The following is a 22093-nucleotide window of genomic DNA, read 5'->3' on the forward strand; positions in this document are numbered from 1 at the left end:
AAGTATTTTATTCCTATAACGAAATCTGGTAGTAAAGCATATCTGAAAAAAGGGATGAATGTGATGGTGATCGAAGCATTTGATGGAAAGCTATAATCCGGTACTAATGTTTAATTATTTTTAAGACATTTCCATTTTTGTTTGACAGCTTAATTTTCAATAAATCGCAAAAAAATTGTCCAAAATTTGTTAAAAAAACGAATATTTATGAATTCATGAAAAAGAAAGAAGATGACCACTATGTATTACACTGTACAAATAAAACTAAGGACTGATGAAGAACAACACGAAATTCTTCAACAATATGAATACATATATTTATCTGAATTACAACGTCTAATCACAAAAATGGTGAACCTAAAAAAGAAACAACGCTTCTCCAGTTTCCAATATTCTCCATGCATTGAAAAATCATGTCGCTGGATGCTTTATACAGTTGCCACAAAAATAGCCACTGCCAAAATAGAAAACAGAACTGGTACTTACAACAAAAGCGGCACATGGTCCACCAACGCCTTTAAAATCATACATAACGATTTATTCCTATCCTGTGGCGAAGGCTTCCCATGCAAAGAAATCATTATCCCACTTGCCATGAACAGTAAAATTGAACGCCGCCTAAACAAAGGCAAAAAAATGCGTTTAGATCTGGTACATGACGAAAATCTCTGGTACTGTAATATTTTAATGCAAGCAGAAGATCAATAGAAAATATCCTCAAAATATGATACCATAATAGCGCATAAACAAAAAGAAAACAGGAGAAGGATATGATTTCAAAAAATTTAATATTTGATATTGATGGTACGCTATGGGATGCGACACATCAGATTTGTGAAGCTTACAACGAAATTATCACAAAAGAAAACAAAAACTACCCACTCATTACAGACGATATGATGGCAGGTGTAATGGGACTACTGATTCCTGATATTGCTGATCAGTTTTTTCCATACCTATCAAAAAGTGAACGTCTGACATTTATTCAAAAATGCTGCGACAACGAAAACAATCACTTAAAAACACATGGCGGTATTTTATATCCAAACGTAAAAGAAGTGTTATCACAACTATCTAAAACATACAATCTATTTATCGTCAGCAACTGTCAAGATGGCTATATCGATGCCTTATTTACTGCCCATCCAATTGGCCAGTATTTCAAAGATAGCGAATGCAGTGGCCGCACCAGTCTACCAAAAGGAAAAAACATACGCCTTTTAATGGAACGAAACAATCTAAAAGATGCTATTTATATTGGAGATACTCAAAAAGACAAAGAAGCCTGCGAAGACGCACAAATTCCATTCATATACGCCACTTATGGATTTGGCACTGTTGATTCATATGACGCAAAAATCGATTCCTTTGATGAACTTTTAACCTTATTTTCCAACTAAACGCCCAAAAAGGATGCCTTTTTACATTTTTTTCAAAAAGACATCCTTTTTATATACGCAAATTATATATTCAAGCTCACTCGAATTGCCTGATCTATTTTATCAATTGTTTTATCATCCAGCGTACATATCCATTGTCCCAAACGTTTCTTATCAATTGTTCGTAACTGCTCACATAAAATCATGGATACATAACTCAAAGACGAATCAGAAAAAATCACATGTGTCGGAATTGGCGGTTTACTCATTTTCTTTGAAATTGGCGCTATAATGATCGTTTTACTATATTTATTGCCCTTGTCATTTTGTACCACAACAACAGGACGCACACCTCCCTGCTCACTTCCTACAACCGGAGAAAGATCTGCATAATAAACATCTCCTCGTCTTACCATTATTTCATCACAGCCACCTGCATACTGTTGATCACCTGCATCATTTCCTCAGGACCCAATTCCTCAGAATATACACTGTATTCCACCCCATTATGAATCACACTCATATGATTGCCATCATAAAACCCCACCACATCTAGACTATCTACCATTTCCCCTGGCATCAACACCGTCTGGGTTTCTGGCACTGCCTTGCGCATTGACTCTACAACTGTGAAATTCTTTTCTCCTGCATATTCTAACACATGTTTCATCTGTGCTCCGGTATTCATTTTAGATACTTTCTGTAAATCAGCGTCAAATACCTGCACAGGATATAGTGGTAAATCTTCCTCACTGATTCCATTTGTACTCGTCTTACTATCTAATGCTTCTGGTGTCTTAAAATAATCTTTTTTCATTTTTGAATCATACGTACATTTATTGAATACAATTTTTAACTGTACTGCATGATCTGAATTATAGATTTGTATCCATTTCAAATTGGCATCTTTATCAAACATGATTTCTTCTTGATTAAAATTCTTATTATTTGGATATGTGACCTTACTGCTTACCAAATAACCATCATCTTTCTTCGTGATTTCTGCTTTATCGGATTTCACGATTTCTGCGATACTCTGCAACAGATATGGCTTTGGAGAATTTAATGGCCAGTCACCTTCAAACTTGAAAACCTGATTCAGACTTGGCGTTACCACAAACACCCCGCCATCATTCCTCAATATCACCTGTTCCTGATTTAACTCCTTGTCAACTAAGGATACCTTAAATAAATCTTTTTCATCTTTCTGATATCCCACTTCTAAAGCGTATGTTTTTACGTCCTCACCTTTGGTGATTTCCATATCGCCACTTAAGATGTACGAATCCATATCGTTCATTTTACTTTCAAATTGTTCATCAAACGGCTTTGGCTTCATAGAGAATGCCAATGCAGCGACAAGCACAACGATTCCGATACCCGCTATGATTTTTGCTTTCATTTCTTTTCCTCCCTGACATTCTACTTTATGCCCACCTTTGGAAAATCATTCATAAATCCAATGAACTTTCATAGAATAAAACAGGTGAAAAAAATGAGTAAAATACAAAAAACTGCACTTGTGTGCAGTATTGCTTTTTGTTTACATTATGCTTTATATAAACTATTAAACTTCACATTCTTTATGTCATTCTTTGCGAACCATCTGTGGCTTGATAAATTACTGGCCTTTTTGATAGGAGCTGCTGCTTTTCTTGATATTTTGATATTCAAGAAAGATGAATGATATATTTTTACTTATTTCCAAGTAAAAGTCTTTGTCATTTAAAGAACCTTTTTCATCAATACATGGGGAACATGTTCATCTAAATGTTGTTCTCCACATATTACATATCCTTGTTTTTCATAAAATCCAGCCACCCTGCATTGGGCATCTAGATATACTTCCCGATAATCACTTTTTCTGATTTCACGCTCTGCAAGTTCTAACAGATATGCACCTAGATGTTTTTTTCTCGCCTGTTTTAACACTGCCAGACGACCAATACGCATTTTGTCATTTTCTACATAAAAGCGAACACAGCCAAGTGCTTTTCCATCTTCATATATACAGATATGCGTTGCGAAATCATCGATGTCATCAAATTCATTTTGAAATCCCTGTTCTTTCACAAAGACTTCTTCCCTGATCATATGCCAATCGTTTTGATTTTGATCTTTCTTCCACGTCAACATTTTTCATACCTTAAATAATCATAAATCCATGATCAGAAACAACTTTTCTGGCAATTGCCACCATATCGCTGTTGCCTTCCACAATCACACATTTTTTATCCAAATTGATATCAAAATCAACTCTTGTTTCACTTAATGCTTTTCTTAAAGTTTCTACCTGATCATTGTCATTCAGGTTTTTTACTAAAATGATATTTTTCATAGAATTCACCTCACAAAGCTATTATATCATAAATCCATGTACGTGTTATGTGAAATTATGTCACTTTTATTGAGAAATAATTGTTCCTGCACTGCAGGAAAATGTTCCCTTTAAATGAATGGTGATTTGATGTTCTTTAGCATATGTGACGCAGCGATCATGTAGAACTCTTGATTTCATATTCAACATTTCATCATAACTTAACTGATCATATTTCATCGCATACGTATGCATTTTGGGATCCATCGTATATACACCATCCACATCTGTATAAATTTCCACTTCATTTAGTCCCAGCATATCCGCAAATAACACTGCACTATAATCACTACCGCCTCTGCCAAGGGTTGTGACCTTTCCTTCATCATTGATACCAATAAAGCCGCCACTCACCACTACATCGTAATCTCGTAAACGACGTTTTACCATATGATCATCTAAATCCAACACTCTTGCGTAATCATACGTATCATCTGTGATAATTCCTGCATCGCAAAAGGGAATAGAATAGGAATCAATGCCCATTTCCTGTAATTCTGAACTAATGGTAAGGGCAGACAGCTGCTCTCCAATTGACACAAGTCTTGCGCTCTCTTCTTTACTGATATGATCATTGCCAAGTGATAGCAGTGTATCTGTTGCATAGGCATCCGGATATCTTCCCATTGCGGAAACTACCATCAACACTTTGCTTGTTTTACTGGCTTCTATTACATGCCGGTACACATAGGTTCTTGTCTTTCGATTACGTAAAGATGTACCGCCAAATTTCATCACACGTATTTTCATCATATACCCCCATACTCTCTATACCATATGTGAAAACATACCGGTTTGTGAAAGAAATCGTCCTTCAAATAAAAAAGACATATTCATTTTAGAACATGTCCTCATAGTATTTCGCTTTCTTTAACAGCTTTTCATATACCGGTTTCATATCTTCTTCACTTACATAAGTGTTAATTTTATCTATTGGTATCCACGCCACACCACTATTTTCATCCGGTTTTATGGTGATGGCTTCCCCTTCATCTGCACTGCATAAATATGTGACATTTAAATGCACATGGGCACTGACAAATTTTCCACGCTTTGTATGTGGTGGTACAGGCAATATATCAATTGCCAGAATATCTTTACTGACAAGTTTTAGATGTTGTAATCCTGTTTCTTCTTTTCCCTCTTTTAATGCCACATGAATACTATCATGATCTCCATCACAATGACCACCGCACCATCCCCATGATCGATAAATATTATGATAAATCATCAACACTTTATCTTTTGTATGATTCATGATCCAGGGACTGCTTGTCATATGAGCAAAGACGTTTTCCCGATTATAGATATCAGGGAATTGTTCCATATATGCAAGCATGACACGTTGATCAGCCGCTTCTTGTTCATTCCATGGCTGAAATGTCTTTAATTTCTGATATAATGCATCATTTACATATGTTTCATCCATTCTATCAATCCCTCCTTATACGCTTTGTATGCTGAAGGTATCGCATAATGCTCTTCCAAATCCTGCATACTGACTAAGTTGCCTTTTATCTTTTTCCGTATGAATACAAGTTTTCCACTCATATGCCATTCTTTATGTGTAAAAATATGTTTACTATCTTTTAAAGGTACGATTTTTTCGATATCCAGCGTGGATAAGAACAGTTCTTCCTCCTGGGGATAATCAAAGGTATTAAATTCATATAGTCCCGCCAGCAATCCATCTTTTTCTCTTTGTTGAAGCAATATTTTGTCTTCATATACAACCACATCGATATACTTCTTTTCAATCGTACGTTTTTTCTTTCCCGCTTTCACTGGCAGTTTGTGTGTAACACCTGTTTGATATCCTTTGCAATGAGGGGCAAGTGGACAAATATGGCATTTGGGTGCAGCATTTGGTACACATACCATTGCTCCGATTTCCATTACCGCCTGATTGAATGCATCCGGACGCTCTTTTGGAATTACCTCCATTAACAGCTTCTGGAATTTCTTTTTTGTGCTTTCCTTTAAGATATCATCTTCGATTACCCATACACGACTAAATACACGCAATACATTTCCATCAACTGCTGGTACCGGTTGATGAAACGCAATACTAGCGATTGCACCTGCGCTATATGCGCCAATACCAGATAAGCTTAACAATTCATCATATGTAGATGGTAATTGCCCATTAAATCGTTCCATACATTGAATGGCTGCTTTTTTCATATTGCTTACTCGATGGTAGTAGCCCAATCCTTCCCATAACTTTCTTAATGTATCTTCACTTGCATGTGCCAGCGCTGAAATATCAGGCAATGCATGGATAAAACGCTCAAAATATGGTTTTACTGCTTCCACACGGGTTTGCTGCAGCATAATTTCAGATACCCATACACGATAAGGTGTTGCTTCTTCTCTCCATGGCAATATTCTTGCATTGGCGTCATACCATGCCAATAAATCTTCTACGAGTTGTTTGTTATTTATCTTTTCCATGGGGTTATTTTACCACATTCTGTTTGATTACACACATAAATTGCTTAAAAAAAAACGACCATATTTCATGATCGTTTTCAGCTTATATGCCTAATAAACTTTCCGGACGGACTGCACAAGGTTCTCCTGTCACATCACATCTTGCGGAACTTACATAATATTTTCCATAGAAATAATCTTTGCCATAATTATAGAACATCTGTACGCCTTCTTTCATAGACATTTTGCCTAATCGCATTACCTCAAAATGTAAATGTGGTCCCCAGCTGTTTCCTGCATTGCCACTTCGTGCAATCATAGTACCCTGTGTTACGATATCGCCTTCTTTGACGGTAAATGAACCAGTTGTTAAATGATAAAATGATAAGCCATAACATATGCCATTCACGTTGACAATCATATGCATGCCATTTCCTGCACCATATGGATATCCTGCCATCTGTTCCGCTTCGGATGGGGCTGCATCCCAAGGATGATTTGCCACACCACCATCATTTACTGCCACAACAATACCAGTTGCTGGCGCAATGATTGGCAACCCCGTATTCTGATAGGTTCCAAAATCAATTCCTCTGTGTGGAGAACCATCGGTATATGCCCATGTTCCCTGAGAATAATAGAAATTCCCCTGTATTGGATATACCCAGCCAGAGCTTAAATCCGGTCCTGAACTTCCACCAGAGCTGTTTCCACCACTATGATTTCCATCAGCGTTACCATTGTTAGAGCTACCGCCATTGTTTTGATTAGAACCACTCTGATTACTTGAACCATTATCGCCTTTGCCATCATTCGTATTTGATCCTTGATTGTTGTTATTTCCCTGATTCTTATCACCATTATCTGATGGAGTTTCTTCTTTTCCTGTATCACTACCCCAGTTATCTGGTATGATACTTAAATCAATATTTGGAATACTGGAAGCATATTGCCCACTGGAAACCTGCGCCGCTACCTTTTGTGCAGTGATGCTTTCTTGTTGTTTACGATAAACTGACATCAGCTTTTCATTCGCCTCTTTGATTGCGGATACTTCTTCCTTTTGTGCTTTCGCATCTTTTTTCTGTGCCTCTAATAATTCTTTTTTTAAAGTCACATCATCCTGTTTCAATTTCAGCTCTTTCTTTTCTTTATTTAATAATTCAATCTGTTCCTGTTCATAACTGTTTAATTCGCCAACTATGCTTGTTCTTCTTAAAAGATCCGTAAAGCTTGAGGCGCCCATAAGGAAATCAATAAAGTTATTACTGCCGACATATGGCTGCATTTCTACTAAACGTGCCTTCATTAACTGGTCACGCTCTTTGATACTATCCTCTTTTTCTTTGATCTGTACCTTTAATTTCTCAATGGATGCATTGGTCTGTTGCACAGAGCTTTCAATACTGTCCAATACTTTTTGCGCAGATGCTAATTCTGCATTATTTTGTTCAATCACAGAACCTAATTTTGTGATATCCCCTTCAACTGCCGCAATTTGTTTTGACAGTTCTTTAACACGCTTATCCGCATCACTCTTTTTATTCACCAGATAATCTTTATATGCCGAACATTCGCTTTGGGTTTTTTCATCATAGATTGCAGAACATCGCTTATTCATTTCATCTTCTTTGCCCTCAAAGCTTTCCGCCTGTAATGGGTATGATTGTGATAATATCATCGCCAACGCTACACATGAAATCATGACACTTTTTCTCATACAACAACCCTCCTAACGTTTCCAACGTAGATATTTTGTTGTGGATAAAAAACTTCCCACAAGTCCAACGACCATACCTATGCCTATCAATATCAAAGATATCTGAATTGTCATAGGATATACCGCCTGTAATTGAAACATATCGCTTAAAAATACACCATGGAACACCTGATATAAATATTGATATCCAAATATCGTTAATACGACAGGTATGATAGAACCAAAAAATCCAATCAACATACCTTCCAGCATCATTGGTGCTTTGATAAACCAGTTGCTGGCACCCACATTACGCATCACGGCAATTTCTTCTCTTCTTGTATAAATACTCATTTTGATCTTATTGCCAATTAGTAAAGCCGCAATCAATACCAAAAATACGATAAAAATCATACTACCAGATCGAATAGAAGCAAATACAGAAATCATCTCATCTGTATGATCTCCTCCATAATCCGCTGAAATTACATTCTTCTTTGTGGATATTTCTTTACATGCGGCATCGATTTGATTGGCATTTTCCATATCTACAATAAGTGCATCACGAATAGGACTGCTTTTCCCATCATACATATCAAACAAATGATTGGAATCTTTATATTCTTTCTTATACTCTTCCAATTCTTTTTTTCCACTGCTAAAGGTAACTTTTTTTACACCATCCATCTTTTTGATATCTGCCATTAAGGCCTCTTTTTCTTTTTGGGTCGCAACATTATCAATACTGACACGAATCGTTAATTGCTTTTCAATGTGATAGGTAAATGTTTTTAAATTATCCCCAATCAGCATAAACATCGAAATCAAAATCAGTGTAATAGAAACTGCCATGGCAGCTGATAAAGTCATGCCAATATGACGGCGTATGCTTTTTAAGGATGTTTTGATATAAAATTTTACATGTCGATATATTTTCTTCATAGCATCATCTCTTTATTTCCAGCTATTTTCAGCTTTTGTTGTCTTTTCCCTCTTATTGTAACACGATTTTATCCCATTGAAAATAATGATAAAAAATAACGATTGGCAATTCTTTCAAAATAGCGTATAATTTGTTCATATGGATTGAGGAGTGATGGCATGTTCAACAGAAAAAAAGAAAGGATTTTAGGCCTGATTGGTGCCCTGCTTGCGGCAGCATTGATAGGTTTTACTTTGTATTTATGCATTCAGATCACATTGGAGCCTGGTAAATATGATGAAATCGGTATCCATTTCACAAGCAGCGATATTCAAGCGATGTATATGATGTATATTCCTGCCTTTATCGCATCAATTATTTCAGCTTTCGCAGCACTGAATACAGATAAAAACCCTAAAATCTGCGGCATTATCATGATTGTAACGGCAATTATCATTATATTTTCCAACATCATCAATATCATCAGCTTTATCTTATTGATGTGTGCAGGCGTCATGTGTCTTGTTCGCAAAGAAAAGAAATCATTTATTTAGAAAGTAGGGAAACCTACTTTTTTTCTTTACAGAAAACCATATCTACTGCTATACTTGTAAAGGTTTTAGGCCATACTAGGAAGTATAAGGAGTGTATATTAATGAATATCAAGAAAAGTAAAGTTGTGATCATCGGTGCTGGCAACGTTGGTGTCAGTACTGCATTCTGCCTTGTAAATCAGGGAATCTGTGATGAAATCGCATTAATCGATTTAAATGAAGAAAAAGTTGTAGGAGAAGTATTAGACTTAACACATTGCATGGAATACATGCATCGTAATGTAAGTGTACATGCTGGTACATATGATGATTGTAAAGATGCAAACATTATCGTCATTACAGCCAGTGCACCTATGCCAAAAGATAAAAATGATCGTTTGATTATGTTGGATTCTTCAAAGAAAATCATGAAATCTATTGTAGGAAGTATTATGAAAACCGGATTTGATGGGCATTTGATCGTTGTCAGCAATCCTGTGGATATCATGAGTTATTATGCTTATAAATTAAGTGGGCTGCCAGCTAATCAAGTAATTGGAAGTGGTACTACATTAGATACTGCACGTTTAAAATGTAATATCGCTAAACGTATTGATGTAGATCCTAGAAGTGTGAATGCCCTTGTAATTGGAGAACATGGAGATAGTGAAATGATTCCATGGAGTACGATAACCATTGGCGGTAAGGATATTTATAGTGTTGTGCATGACAATGAAGATCGTATTGGAAAACATCCTTATGATGAAATTAAAGAAGCAACCATCAAAGGTGGGTGGGAAATCTTTAATCGTAAAGGCAATACATGTTATGGCATTGCGGCATCAACGGTTGGTATTATCAAAACCATTTTATATAATGAAAACAAGATTCTGCCTGTATCCACATTATTGAATGGAGAATATGGAGAAACTGATTTATATATCAGCGTTCCTACCATCATGGATCGCAGTGGCGCAAAAGAAATTGTGGAATTACGTTTGAATGAACAGGAAATGACTGAATTTAAGGCATCTTGTGCACATCTTCGCTCTTTCTATAAAGATTTAGATATCTAGGCTGACTTCATTGTCAGCTTTTTTTCTTTTCCAAAACATGCTATCATGTAAAAAAAGGTGTGATAAAATGTATCCAGCATTAGAACTAGATTTATTAGAAGCATTAGATTTATCCATAAGACAACCTGTGTTATATTTTCAATTGCGTATACAACCATGCATATGTATCAACAAATTATCACAGGCTGTTTCACAATGTATTGATTTCATGCCACAATGGGCATGCCGATATGATGAATCATCACATGCATGGCTTCCCTTAACATCTTATACCATCATTGATGAAGTAGACGACTTCGATTTTTCTTCATGGGATATTACCAAACACCCCCAGTTACAGATTCAGATTCAACATGCGCAAGGTTATGATGATTTGCGTATAGGATGCAGTCATGTTTTATGTGATGGAAATGGTGCTATGCAGCTCTTATATCTTTTATGTCACTTTTACAATAAGGATTCTATTACGGTTCAAAATGAGCGAAATCTATCCTCACTTTCTTTCATAAAGACCAAAAAGCCTATACATAAAAAGCCAAAGGCTGTGCCGATAAAACTAAATATCATAGATAATGAATACACATGAGCGTATTCTTACTCAAAAAATTCCAATCGCAGAAATTCAACATATCGTAAACAATCATCAGGTCACAATTAATGATGTCTGCATGTGTGCCTATCTGCTAGCACTTTATGATTTATATCATCAATCATCTATTACGATACCATGCCCTGTCAATCTACGACCTTTTTTATTACATTGTCCTGATACAAGTATCACGAATTTTACTGGTGATTATGCAATTACCATTCATGATATTGCGCATAAAAACTGGATGGAGATCCTTCAGGAAATACACATCCAAATGAAAGAAGAACGTTTGCGAAACAGCAGTTTAAAAGAAATCAAATGGTATCATACCTTTTATCACCTTTTGCCACTATCCTGGATACGACTTCTTGCGTGTAAAGTTTTCCACAATCCCACGATATCCTACACCAATCTTGGTATATTAGATGATACGCAAATGCGCCTTGATGATTGTAAAATCATGGATGCATATGTGATTACTGCGCTGCGTACCTATCCATCTTTTCAATTATCCATTTCAACATATAAAGATATTTGTACTTTCACTGCCCATGTACAAGCAGATCAAAACGCCTTATCCAAAGCACAAATGCTATTATGCAATATCATCAACAAATTAAAAAGCTTTATAGATGCATAAAGACCTTGAAATCAAGGTCTTTGTTTTATATTCATGCAGTGGGAACGCATCTCTTCTTCTGCCCTCTTTCACATAAAAAAAAGCGCTGATATAGAGCGCTCAACACGTAACCTGGTGCAGAAGAAGAGATTTGAACTCTCACGGGATTGCTCCCACTGCCGCCTGAAGACAGCGTGTCTGCCGTTCCACCACTTCTGCAAGTTTTTGTGCTTTATAATAATACAACATTTTTTGATGTTCGTCTAGTCCCTTTTCCAAAAATATAATAAACCTATATTTTTTTGATAAGAAAAGAGCTTAAAATTAAGCTCTTTTCAACCAGTCTTCTTTACGTAAGCACATCACATGCTCAGTTCTTACCTCATGAATCAATGGACAAGAAACATTCTCCACGCTGTGGTGATATGTAAATCCACATTTTTCCATAACCCGTCGTGATTTTTCATTTCCATCATAATAAGCACACCACAGTGTATGCATATGAACTTCTTCAAACGCATATTCCTGCATTTTTCTAACGGCTTCCGGTATCAGCCCCATTCCCCAATAAGGAACACCAATCCAATAACCAATTTCGCCTTCATGATCCTCAATGCTCAAATTACTGTTTTCTTTTCTCATCAAACCGATGCTTCCAACTGCTTTTCCACTTTCTTTCAAGACAACGGCATACGTATCTGGCGCAGATAGTGCCGTTTTTATGATTTCTCTACTGTTTTCCACACTCGTATGCACCGGCCATCCTGCCGCAGGACCAACTTTTGGATCTTTTGCGTATTGATATAAATCCTGTGCGTCACTTTCTTCCCATGGCCGTAATATTAAACGTTTTGTTTCTAATATCATCTATCTCACTCCCTTTCTCATGATATTGTTTACTATGATACCATAATTCATAATCATAAGATAGAAAAAGTATATGATTTTAAGACAATCCAATAATTACAGGTTCCCATGTGTATCCTAACCCAAAACTTTTTCTTACATATACAACAAGATCATTATTATCATTTACATACATTGCAGTATCCGGCATATGTTCATCATTTCTAAAAATTTCAGGTTCATAATAGCATTCTGCCATTTCTGTACCACAGATTTCATAATTATTTTCTTCATAGATAGCTTTTAATTTATTCACAACATCCTCATCACTTAAATGCAATTCCTTCAGCATATCCTCTTGAGATATTAACGTTCCATCATCTTTTTTAAATACATACACCTGATAGGTTGGAGAAACGCCTTCTGACTGCCATATGAAAGGCTGACGTTTTACCAGAATAGAAATATATGAATCACTTACCATTGCGCCTCCACTTAATGAAGTAAAACGAGCTACATAGCCATCATCCCCAATGCTCATTTCCTCCTGTAAAGATTTTGCGCTTTTTTCTAGTTCCTGACTCACCTTTTTAGCATCCTCACTATTGATATTTACCACCAGCGTATCGATTGCTTTATCGCGCTTTTCAAAGTAAGGCTTTTGTTCATCTGATAATTTTGCCTCTACAGATGATGCAACATACACATAGTCCTTGGCTTCATCCAGCTTCAAGGAAGTATTCTCCTTTGGAGCTGTTGTATCCGTAGTTGGCGTTTCTTTTTCCACTTTCTTTTCTTCAGTTTTCTGACAGCCACATACAAGCAGTAATAAACAACACAGCATTATGATTTTTTTCATACCTTTCACCTTTGCTTTCCTAACTTCATTATACTCGTAAAAAAGAAAAAAGTCCCTAAAATGGGACGAAATTTTTCTATTGGTGCAGCCGGCGGGACTTGAACCCGCACGAGATTACTCTCACTACCCCCTCAAAGTAGCGTGTCTGCCATTCCACCACGACTGCATGGCACATTTGCCCTACTATCATACAATATTTTTAAGAAATATTCTAGCTTTCTTTAGCTCTTCTTATAAAATTCTTCAATTTTTCACACACAACACATCTTTATCACACATTTTTATATGATAATTAACCCCGTGCAAAGAAAGGTTGGACTTATGAAGAATAAAACGAAGAAAATCTCAAAGGCTAGTATACTATTTTATGTATTAGCGGTATTATTTCTATTAGCGACATTATTATTTGCGAAGCTGACTCATGATTATATTTCCGCAAGTGCAGAAAACTCTGGCACGATCACACTGGAAACAACAATCAGTATCTATTTATCAAATTGCGGTTCTTATCTTGCTTATTCCTTTATCTTCTATGGCATTGGAATGATTTTAAGCAAATTCTCATTTATGACGCACACCCTTGCGGACTGCATGGTAGAAGAAGTAGAAGAAAAAGAATCTGAAAATGAAACAGATACAGAAGATGATTATTTCTCTATTGACGCAAAGGATAAAACAGAAGAACCTGCAGAAACAAAAGACTAATAAAAAGCTCATTCTCTCCATTATAGAAAGAATGAGTTTTTTTCTACATATTCTGAATCACTAATTCCGCAATCTGTACAGCGTTTGTCGCAGCACCTTTACGAACCTGATCACCACAGCACCAGAAACTCAATGCATTTTCATGACCACTCATATCCTTACGGATACGTCCAACATATACCAAATCTTGATCTGTAGTATCTAATGGCATTGGATATACTTTATTCACAGGATCATCTACCAGTTTTACACCAGCTGCGTCTTTTAATAATACTTTTGCTTTTTCTACATCAATCGGTTTTTCAAATTCTACCATGATAGATTCTGAATGTGAGCGGAATACTGGAACACGTACACATGTACAGTTGACACTTAATTCAGGATTACTCTGAATTTTTCTGCCTTCAAACTGCATTTTCATTTCTTCACTGGAATATCCTTCTTCATTAAATCCACCAATTTGAGGAATCAGGTTATATGCAATCTGATACTGGAAGTTTTTCACTTCTACTGGTTTATTATCATGAATTGCTTCTACCTGTTGCTGCAGCTCACGGATACCGCCAACACCAGCACCACTGACTGCCTGATACGTAGATACGACCATACGTTTCGCATGTGCATATGCATGTAATGGCTGTAAAGCTACAAGTGCAATAATTGTAGCACAGTTAGGATTTGCGATAATACCTTTATGTTTTTTCACATCATTAGGATTTACTTCAGGAATAACCAAAGGTACATTGTCATCTAAACGATATGCACTACTATTATCCACAACTACTGCGCCTTTTTCCACAGCGATGGGCAGGTATTTCTTCGCAATATCATTTTCTGCGGCACCTAATACAATATCGATACCATCAAAGCTGTTTTCTGTTGTTTCTTCTACTGTATATTCTTTTTCATTGACCCACATTTTTTTACCAGCACTTCTTGCGCTTGCAAGCAGATGCAGTTCTTTGATAGGAAAATTACGCTCCATCAGGATTTTAATCATTTCCTGACCAACGGCTCCTGTTGCCCCTAAGATTGCTACGTTATATGTCTTCATTTTCGTTTCCTCCCTGTTTATAGTATTAGTCTTTCACAAAGCTGTGATAAATCGCATCAATTGTCTTTTCAAAGTCTTTATCTTCTACACCGACAACAATGTTGATTTCATCACTACCCTGTGCAATCATACGAATATTAATATCATTTTCTCCAAGTACTGAGAAGATTTTTCCACTCATACCTGGTTTATACATCATCTTACGACCAACTGTCGCAATTAATGCGATATGATCGATTACCTTGATACTGTCTGGATTACATGCACGTTTGATATCCGATACGATATCATAAATTACATCATTTACTTCATCACCACTAACAACGATACTGAAAGAATCAATACCACTTGGAATATGTTCGATATTCACACGATAGTTTTCAAATACTTCAAGCGCACGGCGGATAATACCAACTTCATCTGACATATGGTTCTTGTAAATTGCCACAACGGTAAAGTTTTTCTTACCAGCGATACCGGTAATCATTTCACCACTTTCCCCATCATCTTCTTCTACGATGATGGTTCCACCTTCTTCTGGATGGTTGGTATTTAAGATATTAATAGGAATATTCTTTTCTTTTACAGGAAAGATTGCTTCTTCATGAAGTACACTTGCGCCCATATAAGACAATTCTCTTAATTCACTGTATGTGATTTTATCAATACGTTTTGGATGATGTACGATTCTTGGGTCAGCCATTAAAATACCAGAAACATCTGTCCAGTTTTCATACATATCCGCATTTAAGATACGTGCCAAAATAGAACCAGTAATATCACTGCCACCACGTGACATCGTCTTGATCATACCATCAGGAAGTGCTCCATAGAAGCCTGGCATAACGAAACGATCATGGTTTTTCATAAAGCCATCTAAGCGATATTTTGTCGCATCAAAATCAATTTTTCCATCATAATGGAATGTGATAATATCCTTTGCGTCCACAAATGGAAATCCTAAATATTCTGCCATCAGCTTCGCAGTTAAATATTCTCCACGTGATACTAAATAATCAGTAGACATGGACTTGCTTAACTGTCCTTTTAATTCTTCCAGATCTTTTTCAATTGGATATTGCAGGTTTAAATCCTTCTTAATGGTTAGAAAACGTTCTTCAATCAATTGAAACAAAGATAAATAATCAACACTGTATTTCAAATGTGCTTCAATCAAATATAATAAATCTGTAACTTTATTGTCGTCCTTATGTTCACGACCGCTTGCGGAAACTACAACAAACTTTCTGGCAGGGTCTGCTTCTATAATGTTTTTAACTTTTGTGAATTGTTGTGCATTTGCGACACTAGAGCCGCCAAATTTTGTTATTTTAATCATAAGTCCTCCCTTTCGTAGATACTTGCCATAAAGGCTGTAGGATCTACTTCTAATACTTTTTTCATTAATTCATGCATTTTCATAACTTCGATATCCTTGATCAGCATATACTTATCAAAGGTACTTGTTTCATACTTAATGCCTTTGAAGTACACACGACATGCTTTATCTGCACGCAAGACATAATCACGACGACAAATCGTTGTATCGTATTTCATCTTGTTTTCATATTTACGCTCCATGTGTTCTTTGCCTTCCAGAATATCTAAAATATCCTGAACAACCGCATTGGCTGTCGCAAGTTTTCCTGCACCCTGTCCATAGAATTTTAAATCCCCAATGGTTTTTCCATGCATACTGATCAAATTGTAGTTATCCTGTGTATTTGCTTCCAGATCACTTTCTTTGAAAAGAATAGGTTCTACTACACAGCTATAACGATCGCCGTCACGTTTGGTTTTCGCAATAAAACGAACAGAACGATTCATGCTTTTGAAATACATAACATCTTCTTTGGTAATGTTACGGATACCAAAGACCGGGAAGTTATCAGGTACATGATAGTCATATGCAATACTTGCAGAAATTCTCAGTTTGTTACATACATCATATCCATCGATATCAGCGCTAGGATCAGCTTCTGCATAACCTAAACGTTGTGCTTCTTTTAATACTTCTTCAAAGCTTGTGCCATAACGCTGCATGTGATCTAAGATAAAATTGCTGGTTCCATTGAAAATCCCATGTATTTCATCCACTTCATCAATACGAAGTGCTTTTTCCAGTCCGGCGATACAAGGAATCCCGCCACCAGTACTAGCTTCATAATAAAATTTTACATTGTTTTCTTTGGCACACTCATTAAAATCTTTTAAGTAAGCTGCCACAACTGCTTTGTTGGCAGTCACAACATGTTTGCCATGTTCTAATGCTTTTAATATATACGTGTGGGCTGGCTCAATGCCTCCCATTGTTTCAACGACTAAATCCACTGCAGGATCATTTACAATGTCGTCTATATCATCACACATATAAGGAAGCGTTTTTTCTTTCCCCTTACGAATCAATATACGTGTTACATGTAAGCTCTTGGTCAAAAGTGTAGCTCCTTCTTCAACGATCTGGTGTACACCACTTCCAATCGTTCCATATCCAAGTATCGCAATATTCATGTTTTTCCTCCTTTTCATAAAAAATGTGTCTTTTCAACAAAAACACTTGTTTTTAGATTGCGAACATTGTATCATAGTATACAAAGAATTGCAAGATAGAAAAAAAGGAGAATGAAAAAAATGAAAGAAATATATACAAGCACGAGAAACTCAAGCAAAGCATTTACACCAAAACAAGCAATTTTGAAAGGAATTGCAGACGATGGAGGCCTATATGTATATGATGGCTTAGACAACCTGCGCCTTCCTTTAGAGGATATGATGCAGATGGATTACATGCAGATGGCAGAAACGATATTACATATGCTGCTTCCTGATTTCAGCGATGAAGAAGTGAAACGTTGTGTAAACGATGCCTATGCAGGAAAATTCCGCAATGAAGACATTACCCCATTACACATGGTAGACGATGAAGCAATTCTTGAATTATTCCATGGTCCAACATGTGCATTTAAAGATGTAGGATTGCGTATGCTGCCTCAGTTGATGCGCGTATCTTTAGAAACCCACACAGATGAAAATGTCATGATTTTGACTGCAACAAGTGGGGATACAGGAAAAGCGGCACTGGAAGGATTTAAAGATGTGCCACGTACTGGTATTACTGTATTCTATCCAGATGCTGGGGTATCCAATATCCAAAAGCTTCAAATGGTCACTACAACAGGAAATAACACCTGCGTATGTGCTATTAAAGGAAACTTTGATGATGCACAATCCAATGTGAAAAAGATTTTCAACAATCAGGCACTATCTGATGAATTAGCAAAACAACATGTAACATTGTCCAGTGCCAATTCCATCAATATCGGCCGTTTGATTCCACAGATCGTATATTATATCTTTGCATATAAGGAAATGGTAAAAAACAATAAGATCAAATTCGGTGAGGAAATCAACTATTGTGTTCCTACAGGAAACTATGGCAATGTACTAGCTGGTTATTATGCGAAATGTATGGGGCTGCCTGTTCATAAATTCATTGTTGCAAGCAACGCCAACAACGTCTTATTTGATTTCTTAAAAGATGGTGTATATGATCGTAATCGTCCATTCTATAAGACCATCTCCCCTAGTATGGATATCCTGATTAGTTCAAATCTGGAGCGTTTATTATATTATAAGAGTGGTAAAGATGCTGCTTATATTGCGTCTTTGATGAAAGACTTAGAAACAAAAGGAAGTTATCAGGTCAAGGAAGAAATATTTGAAAGTGTAAAAGCTGATTTTACTGGCGGTTATTGTGATGATGAAGCTTGTGCACAAGCAATCAAAGAAATGTATGAACAGCATGGATATGTAATGGATCCACATACAGCAGTAGCCTATAAAGTAATGAAAGATTATGAAAAAGAAGACAGTGAACATAAATGTGTATTATTATCTACAGCATCTCCTTACAAATTTGCGCCAGCCGTATATGAAGCTATCTTTGGCAAAGGTGATGAAGATGAATTTGCATGTATGAAGCAGCTGGAAGAAAAAACCGGTGCACAGATTCCTGCGCCTTTAAAAGAACTTTCCACAATGGAAATCCGTCACAATGCATTGGTTGATAAAGATGATATGGAAGCCTTCGTTCAAAAAACTGTGGAGGAAATGTTCCATGATTAAGGTACAGGTACCAGCTACCTCTGCCAATTTAGGGCCAGGATATGACTGCCTTGGAATCGCACTGGATGAATACTGTACAGTAAGTTTTGAAGTAATTGAAGAAGGCTTAGAAATCACAGGCTGTGAAGCTGCATATTGTAACGAAGACAATCTGATTTATCAGGCCTTTTTAAAGGGATTAGAATATTTAAACGAGAAAGTCAGTGGTTTACGTATGCATGTGGAAACCAATATTCCTTATGCCCGTGGTATGGGAAGCAGTGCTACGTGTATCGTCGCAGGATTAACAGGTGCCAACGCCCTGTTTCACCATAAAATGAATAAATATGAAATATTTGATTTAGCTACCCAGATGGAAGGACACCCAGATAATGTTGCTCCTGCTATTTTTGGTGGATTGACTGTTTCTTTTATGGATCAGGGAAAACCAAATATGATTCGTTATGGTGTAAAAAAGGATTTAATTTTTGTAACAATGATTCCCGATTTTGAAGTCAGCACAAAAAAAGCCCGTGAAGTGTTGCCAAATCAAATGAGCTATGCCCAGGCTGTTTATCAAATGGGGCGTACCGCAGCCCTTGCCAAAGCAATAGAAATTGGTAACGGACTCATTATTTCAAAGGCTTGTAACGATCAGATGCAAGAGCCATATCGTAAAAAACTGATACCTGCATATGATGAAGTAAAAACATTATCAAAGGATTGTGGTGCCCTGACGATGTTTATATCTGGCAGTGGTTCAACAATGATGGCTTTAACACAGCAGGAAGAAGTCGCTGATGATTTGATAGCACAGCTAAAACAGCGTTATCCTTCATGGGATTATCGTAAATTACATGCCACCTATGATGGCAGCAGTGATGAGGTGATGTAATGGAAAAATATTATATTGTAGATAGCACCATCCTTCCAGATGTTCTGGATAAAGTAATAGAAGCAAGAACACTCTTACAGAATGGTGAAGTTAAACAAGTGAGTGAAGCTGTAAAAAAAGTGGGTATTTCACGAGGTACTTATTATAAATACAAAGATTACGTATTCCTTCCTGCACAGGGCATGAGTGCTAGAAAAGCAGTCATCTCATTGATGTTGCATCATGATAAAGGAATCTTAAGTGAAGTACTAAATACCATGTCTAAAGTAAATGCGAATATTTTAACCATTAACCAGAATATCCCTATTCATGACTGGGCCAGTGTGGTAATTTCCTTTGACTTATGTGAGATGATGGTATCCATAGACCAGCTGCTTGAACAGTTAAACACTTGCCGTGGTGTGAGTAATTTACATTTGATTGCGGTAGAATAAATGTATAACTTTACATGCAACATTTCTTTTTTCGTAAATTTATGATACGATATACAATGCCTTTCAGAAAAGGAGTAATTGTATGAAACAAATATTTGAAAAACTTAATGCAATCGCAGCATATGCAATTGCCATCAGTGCAGTTTTGATTATGCTCATCACCAGTATTGACTATAACTGCTTTGATAAAGGCTTCTATGCGAAAGAATATAAAGATTTAAATACAGCCCAGTCCCTTGGGATGACAGAAAAAGATTTAAACAAAGCCACTTATACTTTGTTAGATTATCTTAAAAATGAACGGGACGATATTCAAGTGGAAATTTCATTAAAAGGCACCAAAACAGAAGCCTTTAATGAAAAAGAAGCTAGTCATATGGTTGATGTAAGAAATCTTTATCATTTTGCATTGATCTTACGTAAGGGATGTATCGTCGCCTTACTTGTATCTTTGGTATATTTAATATTCCAATATCGTGGTGGTATTTATACACATTTAAGTATCGCTTATATGAAAACGGCGATTTTATTCTTTGTCTTTTTTGCTCTGGTAGGATTCTGGGCTTATGCTGATTTTGATGCTTTTTGGACTGCTTTTCATCGTTTAGCATTTAGAAACGATCTCTGGCTGCTGGATCCATCAACGGATTTGATGATCAACTTGTTCCCTAGTGATTTCTTCTTTAAACTGGTATTTAAGATTATTACCTGGTTTGCGGCAGGATTTGCAGGTTTATTCGCTGTTAGCTATGTTTATTTAAGACATCAGCTACATAAAGTACATAAGGAGTTGATGGGGAATGATGAATTACCACAATCTGATACTGGCAAGTAAGTCCCCTCGAAGAAAAGAACTTATGCAGGACTGTGGTTTTGCTTTTCGTTCTATCTCATGTGATTGTGATGAAGTATTTGATAAAGATATACCAGTAGAAAAAGCAATTGAAAAAATAGCATATCAGAAAGCCAAAACGGTATGGGATGCGTTTCCTGATCAATTGGTGTTAGGCTGTGATACGATGGTCATTTTAGATGGTGAACCACTTGGCAAACCAAAAAATCGCGAGGATGCAAGTCGAATGTTAAAACAGCTGTCTGGTAGCACACATCGTGTAATTAGTGGTGTAGCAATTCTTGGTAAGGATGTCCACATTGTATTTCATGATATCACAGAAGTTACATTCTATAATATTGAGGAGGATGATTTACAACAATATCTGGATAGTGATGAGCCTTATGACAAGGCTGGTGCTTATGGCATCCAGGGAAAAGGTAAATTGTTTGTGAAGGAAATTCATGGTGATTATTATAATGTGATGGGTCTTCCAATTGCGAAAGTCTACCGTGAATTGAAAAAGCTCTTAAAAAATCAATAAACTTTGCGAAAGCTGTTGAAAAAATATAGAAATATATTATAATATAATAGCTTTCCAAAGAAAGCTGCCGACATAGTATAGTGGTAATACAGAGCAATGGTAATGCTCAGCGCGCAGTTCAATTCTGCGTGTCGGCACCATCTGAAAATGAAAGTCTTCCAAGTGGAAGGCTTTTTTTATATAGAAAAAC

Annotated in this window: 27 protein-coding genes and 3 tRNA genes; 14 read left to right on the forward strand and 16 right to left on the reverse strand. The window is 36.5% G+C overall.

The window, feature by feature from the left end; translation table 11 throughout:
- Positions 1–240 precede the first annotated feature (240 nt).
- Positions 241–708 carry a hypothetical protein gene (locus tag DW114_RS14190; protein ID WP_117454399.1) on the forward strand — a complete coding sequence of 156 codons (468 nt, stop codon included), beginning with the start codon at positions 241–243 and terminating at the stop codon, positions 706–708.
- A 62-nt stretch (positions 709–770) separates the two neighbouring features.
- Positions 771–1400 carry an HAD family hydrolase gene (locus DW114_RS14195; protein ID WP_117454400.1) on the forward strand — a complete coding sequence of 210 codons (630 nt, stop codon included), beginning with the start codon at positions 771–773 and terminating at the stop codon, positions 1398–1400.
- Positions 1401–1462: 62 nt separating this feature from the next.
- Here DW114_RS14195 and DW114_RS14200 read toward each other — a convergent pair whose 3' ends face one another.
- Together DW114_RS14200 and DW114_RS14205 are read right to left on the reverse strand one after the other, a co-directional pair.
- Positions 1463–1798 carry a type II toxin-antitoxin system PemK/MazF family toxin gene (locus tag DW114_RS14200; RefSeq protein WP_178695199.1) on the reverse strand — a complete coding sequence of 112 codons (336 nt, stop codon included), beginning with the start codon at positions 1796–1798 and terminating at the stop codon, positions 1463–1465.
- On the reverse strand, positions 1795–2781 hold the full coding sequence (locus DW114_RS14205; RefSeq protein ID WP_117454402.1) for a LolA family protein: 987 nt from the start codon (positions 2779–2781) through the stop codon (positions 1795–1797). The genes DW114_RS14200 and DW114_RS14205 overlap by 4 nt, the downstream gene beginning before the upstream one ends.
- A gap of 93 nt (positions 2782–2874) precedes the next feature.
- On the opposite strand from DW114_RS14205, the gene DW114_RS14210 reads away from it, so the two are divergent.
- Positions 2875–3066, forward strand: a complete 192-nt coding sequence (locus DW114_RS14210) for a hypothetical protein (RefSeq protein WP_117454403.1) — start codon at positions 2875–2877, stop codon at positions 3064–3066.
- Between the two features lie 38 nt (positions 3067–3104).
- Here the strand turns inward: DW114_RS14210 and DW114_RS14215 are convergent, their stop codons facing one another.
- The 7 genes from DW114_RS14215 to ftsX form a co-directional block, all read right to left on the reverse strand.
- Positions 3105–3515 carry a GNAT family N-acetyltransferase gene (locus DW114_RS14215; protein WP_117454404.1) on the reverse strand — a complete coding sequence of 137 codons (411 nt, stop codon included), beginning with the start codon at positions 3513–3515 and terminating at the stop codon, positions 3105–3107.
- A gap of 10 nt (positions 3516–3525) precedes the next feature.
- A complete protein-coding gene (locus DW114_RS14220) occupies positions 3526–3717 on the reverse strand; it encodes a hypothetical protein (RefSeq protein WP_117454405.1) in 192 nt (63 codons plus the stop codon).
- A gap of 66 nt (positions 3718–3783) precedes the next feature.
- Positions 3784–4506: an aspartate kinase gene (locus DW114_RS14225; RefSeq protein ID WP_117454406.1), complete on the reverse strand. Its 723-nt coding sequence runs from the start codon at positions 4504–4506 to the stop codon at positions 3784–3786.
- Positions 4507–4594: 88 nt separating this feature from the next.
- A complete protein-coding gene (locus tag DW114_RS14230) occupies positions 4595–5185 on the reverse strand; it encodes an NUDIX hydrolase (RefSeq protein ID WP_117454407.1) in 591 nt (196 codons plus the stop codon).
- Complete coding sequence (mutY, locus tag DW114_RS14235) at positions 5167–6210, reverse strand: A/G-specific adenine glycosylase (RefSeq protein WP_117454408.1); 1044 nt, start codon at positions 6208–6210, stop codon at positions 5167–5169. The genes DW114_RS14230 and mutY overlap by 19 nt, the downstream gene beginning before the upstream one ends.
- 82 nt (positions 6211–6292) lie before the next feature.
- Entirely contained in the window at positions 6293–7909 is a 1617-nt protein-coding gene (locus DW114_RS14240) for a murein hydrolase activator EnvC family protein (protein ID WP_117454409.1), read from the reverse strand.
- A 12-nt stretch (positions 7910–7921) separates the two neighbouring features.
- Complete coding sequence (ftsX, locus tag DW114_RS14245; protein WP_117454410.1) at positions 7922–8830, reverse strand: permease-like cell division protein FtsX; 909 nt, start codon at positions 8828–8830, stop codon at positions 7922–7924.
- Positions 8831–8989: 159 nt separating this feature from the next.
- On the opposite strand from ftsX, the gene DW114_RS14250 reads away from it, so the two are divergent.
- The 4 genes from DW114_RS14250 (at position 8990) to DW114_RS14265 (ending at position 11651) form a co-directional block, all read left to right on the forward strand.
- Positions 8990–9364: a DUF4064 domain-containing protein gene (locus tag DW114_RS14250; protein WP_117454411.1), complete on the forward strand. Its 375-nt coding sequence runs from the start codon at positions 8990–8992 to the stop codon at positions 9362–9364.
- Between the two features lie 101 nt (positions 9365–9465).
- Positions 9466–10419, forward strand: coding sequence for an L-lactate dehydrogenase (locus DW114_RS14255; RefSeq protein WP_117454412.1), 954 nt, complete (start codon positions 9466–9468; stop codon positions 10417–10419).
- Between the two features lie 67 nt (positions 10420–10486).
- Positions 10487–11005: a hypothetical protein gene (locus DW114_RS14260; protein WP_117454413.1), complete on the forward strand. Its 519-nt coding sequence runs from the start codon at positions 10487–10489 to the stop codon at positions 11003–11005.
- Positions 10992–11651 carry a hypothetical protein gene (locus DW114_RS14265; RefSeq protein WP_117454414.1) on the forward strand — a complete coding sequence of 220 codons (660 nt, stop codon included), beginning with the start codon at positions 10992–10994 and terminating at the stop codon, positions 11649–11651. Before DW114_RS14260 ends, DW114_RS14265 begins: the two co-directional genes overlap by 14 nt.
- Before the next feature lie 112 nt (positions 11652–11763).
- On the opposite strand, the gene DW114_RS14270 is transcribed toward DW114_RS14265, so the two are convergent.
- The 4 genes from DW114_RS14270 to DW114_RS14285 form a co-directional block, all read right to left on the reverse strand.
- Positions 11764–11849, reverse strand: a tRNA-Leu gene (locus DW114_RS14270).
- Positions 11850–11954: 105 nt separating this feature from the next.
- Positions 11955–12497 carry a GNAT family N-acetyltransferase gene (locus DW114_RS14275; RefSeq protein ID WP_117454415.1) on the reverse strand — a complete coding sequence of 181 codons (543 nt, stop codon included), beginning with the start codon at positions 12495–12497 and terminating at the stop codon, positions 11955–11957.
- Positions 12498–12576: 79 nt separating this feature from the next.
- On the reverse strand, positions 12577–13335 hold the full coding sequence (locus tag DW114_RS14280) for a hypothetical protein (protein ID WP_117454416.1): 759 nt from the start codon (positions 13333–13335) through the stop codon (positions 12577–12579).
- An 80-nt stretch (positions 13336–13415) separates the two neighbouring features.
- Positions 13416–13501, reverse strand: a tRNA-Leu gene (locus tag DW114_RS14285).
- A gap of 155 nt (positions 13502–13656) precedes the next feature.
- Here DW114_RS14285 and DW114_RS14290 point away from each other — a divergent pair.
- Positions 13657–14040, forward strand: a complete 384-nt coding sequence (locus DW114_RS14290; RefSeq protein WP_117454417.1) for a hypothetical protein — start codon at positions 13657–13659, stop codon at positions 14038–14040.
- A 43-nt stretch (positions 14041–14083) separates the two neighbouring features.
- Here the strand turns inward: DW114_RS14290 and DW114_RS14295 are convergent, their stop codons facing one another.
- The 3 genes from DW114_RS14295 to DW114_RS14305 are packed head-to-tail and all read right to left on the reverse strand — an operon-like array spanning position 14084 to position 17605.
- Entirely contained in the window at positions 14084–15094 is a 1011-nt protein-coding gene (locus DW114_RS14295) for an aspartate-semialdehyde dehydrogenase (protein WP_117454418.1), read from the reverse strand.
- Positions 15095–15119: 25 nt separating this feature from the next.
- Positions 15120–16433: an aspartate kinase gene (locus DW114_RS14300; protein ID WP_117454419.1), complete on the reverse strand. Its 1314-nt coding sequence runs from the start codon at positions 16431–16433 to the stop codon at positions 15120–15122.
- Positions 16430–17605, reverse strand: a complete 1176-nt coding sequence (locus DW114_RS14305) for a homoserine dehydrogenase (RefSeq protein ID WP_117454420.1) — start codon at positions 17603–17605, stop codon at positions 16430–16432. The genes DW114_RS14300 and DW114_RS14305 overlap by 4 nt, the downstream gene beginning before the upstream one ends.
- A 120-nt stretch (positions 17606–17725) precedes the next feature.
- On the opposite strand from DW114_RS14305, the gene thrC reads away from it, so the two are divergent.
- The 6 genes from thrC (at position 17726) to DW114_RS14335 (ending at position 22043) form a co-directional block, all read left to right on the forward strand.
- Entirely contained in the window at positions 17726–19219 is a 1494-nt protein-coding gene (thrC, locus tag DW114_RS14310; RefSeq protein WP_117454421.1) for a threonine synthase, read from the forward strand.
- Complete coding sequence (thrB, locus tag DW114_RS14315; protein WP_117454422.1) at positions 19212–20093, forward strand: homoserine kinase; 882 nt, start codon at positions 19212–19214, stop codon at positions 20091–20093. The genes thrC and thrB overlap by 8 nt, the downstream gene beginning before the upstream one ends.
- Positions 20093–20527 carry an ACT domain-containing protein gene (locus DW114_RS14320; RefSeq protein ID WP_117454423.1) on the forward strand — a complete coding sequence of 145 codons (435 nt, stop codon included), beginning with the start codon at positions 20093–20095 and terminating at the stop codon, positions 20525–20527. The genes thrB and DW114_RS14320 overlap by 1 nt, the downstream gene beginning before the upstream one ends.
- A gap of 82 nt (positions 20528–20609) precedes the next feature.
- Complete coding sequence (locus DW114_RS14325; RefSeq protein ID WP_117454424.1) at positions 20610–21362, forward strand: TIGR01906 family membrane protein; 753 nt, start codon at positions 20610–20612, stop codon at positions 21360–21362.
- Positions 21331–21903, forward strand: coding sequence for a Maf family protein (locus DW114_RS14330; protein WP_117454483.1), 573 nt, complete (start codon positions 21331–21333; stop codon positions 21901–21903). Before DW114_RS14325 ends, DW114_RS14330 begins: the two co-directional genes overlap by 32 nt.
- Before the next feature lie 66 nt (positions 21904–21969).
- Positions 21970–22043: transfer RNA gene (locus DW114_RS14335), tRNA-Thr, on the forward strand.
- Positions 22044–22093: the final 50 nt, after the last annotated feature.

Source organism: Absiella sp. AM09-50 (genome assembly GCF_003433845.1).
GTDB classification, from domain to species: Bacteria; Bacillota_I; Bacilli_A; order Erysipelotrichales; family Erysipelotrichaceae; genus Hoskinsella; species Hoskinsella hominis.

What these genes read in the sequence shown, in the direction of transcription:
- DW114_RS14190 (WP_117454399.1), top strand. Translation starts at nt 241, where the DNA reads ATGTATTACACTGTACAAATAAAACTAAGGACTGATGAAGAACAACAC.
- DW114_RS14195 (WP_117454400.1), top strand. Translation starts at nt 771, where the DNA reads ATGATTTCAAAAAATTTAATATTTGATATTGATGGTACGCTATGGGAT.
- DW114_RS14205 (WP_117454402.1), bottom strand. Translation starts at nt 2,781, where the DNA reads ATGAAAGCAAAAATCATAGCGGGTATCGGAATCGTTGTGCTTGTCGCT.
- DW114_RS14210 (WP_117454403.1), top strand. Translation starts at nt 2,875, where the DNA reads ATGAGTAAAATACAAAAAACTGCACTTGTGTGCAGTATTGCTTTTTGT.
- DW114_RS14215 (WP_117454404.1), bottom strand. Translation starts at nt 3,515, where the DNA reads ATGTTGACGTGGAAGAAAGATCAAAATCAAAACGATTGGCATATGATC.
- DW114_RS14220 (WP_117454405.1), bottom strand. Translation starts at nt 3,717, where the DNA reads ATGAAAAATATCATTTTAGTAAAAAACCTGAATGACAATGATCAGGTA.
- DW114_RS14225 (WP_117454406.1), bottom strand. Translation starts at nt 4,506, where the DNA reads ATGAAAATACGTGTGATGAAATTTGGCGGTACATCTTTACGTAATCGA.
- DW114_RS14230 (WP_117454407.1), bottom strand. Translation starts at nt 5,185, where the DNA reads ATGGATGAAACATATGTAAATGATGCATTATATCAGAAATTAAAGACA.
- mutY (WP_117454408.1), bottom strand. Translation starts at nt 6,210, where the DNA reads ATGGAAAAGATAAATAACAAACAACTCGTAGAAGATTTATTGGCATGG.
- DW114_RS14240 (WP_117454409.1), bottom strand. Translation starts at nt 7,909, where the DNA reads ATGAGAAAAAGTGTCATGATTTCATGTGTAGCGTTGGCGATGATATTA.
- ftsX (WP_117454410.1), bottom strand. Translation starts at nt 8,830, where the DNA reads ATGAAGAAAATATATCGACATGTAAAATTTTATATCAAAACATCCTTA.
- DW114_RS14250 (WP_117454411.1), top strand. Translation starts at nt 8,990, where the DNA reads ATGTTCAACAGAAAAAAAGAAAGGATTTTAGGCCTGATTGGTGCCCTG.
- DW114_RS14255 (WP_117454412.1), top strand. Translation starts at nt 9,466, where the DNA reads ATGAATATCAAGAAAAGTAAAGTTGTGATCATCGGTGCTGGCAACGTT.
- DW114_RS14260 (WP_117454413.1), top strand. Translation starts at nt 10,487, where the DNA reads ATGTATCCAGCATTAGAACTAGATTTATTAGAAGCATTAGATTTATCC.
- DW114_RS14265 (WP_117454414.1), top strand. Translation starts at nt 10,992, where the DNA reads ATGAATACACATGAGCGTATTCTTACTCAAAAAATTCCAATCGCAGAA.
- DW114_RS14275 (WP_117454415.1), bottom strand. Translation starts at nt 12,497, where the DNA reads ATGATATTAGAAACAAAACGTTTAATATTACGGCCATGGGAAGAAAGT.
- DW114_RS14280 (WP_117454416.1), bottom strand. Translation starts at nt 13,335, where the DNA reads ATGAAAAAAATCATAATGCTGTGTTGTTTATTACTGCTTGTATGTGGC.
- DW114_RS14290 (WP_117454417.1), top strand. Translation starts at nt 13,657, where the DNA reads ATGAAGAATAAAACGAAGAAAATCTCAAAGGCTAGTATACTATTTTAT.
- DW114_RS14295 (WP_117454418.1), bottom strand. Translation starts at nt 15,094, where the DNA reads ATGAAGACATATAACGTAGCAATCTTAGGGGCAACAGGAGCCGTTGGT.
- DW114_RS14300 (WP_117454419.1), bottom strand. Translation starts at nt 16,433, where the DNA reads ATGATTAAAATAACAAAATTTGGCGGCTCTAGTGTCGCAAATGCACAA.
- DW114_RS14305 (WP_117454420.1), bottom strand. Translation starts at nt 17,605, where the DNA reads ATGAATATTGCGATACTTGGATATGGAACGATTGGAAGTGGTGTACAC.
- thrC (WP_117454421.1), top strand. Translation starts at nt 17,726, where the DNA reads ATGAAAGAAATATATACAAGCACGAGAAACTCAAGCAAAGCATTTACA.
- thrB (WP_117454422.1), top strand. Translation starts at nt 19,212, where the DNA reads ATGATTAAGGTACAGGTACCAGCTACCTCTGCCAATTTAGGGCCAGGA.
- DW114_RS14320 (WP_117454423.1), top strand. Translation starts at nt 20,093, where the DNA reads ATGGAAAAATATTATATTGTAGATAGCACCATCCTTCCAGATGTTCTG.
- DW114_RS14325 (WP_117454424.1), top strand. Translation starts at nt 20,610, where the DNA reads ATGAAACAAATATTTGAAAAACTTAATGCAATCGCAGCATATGCAATT.
- DW114_RS14330 (WP_117454483.1), top strand. Translation starts at nt 21,331, where the DNA reads ATGAATTACCACAATCTGATACTGGCAAGTAAGTCCCCTCGAAGAAAA.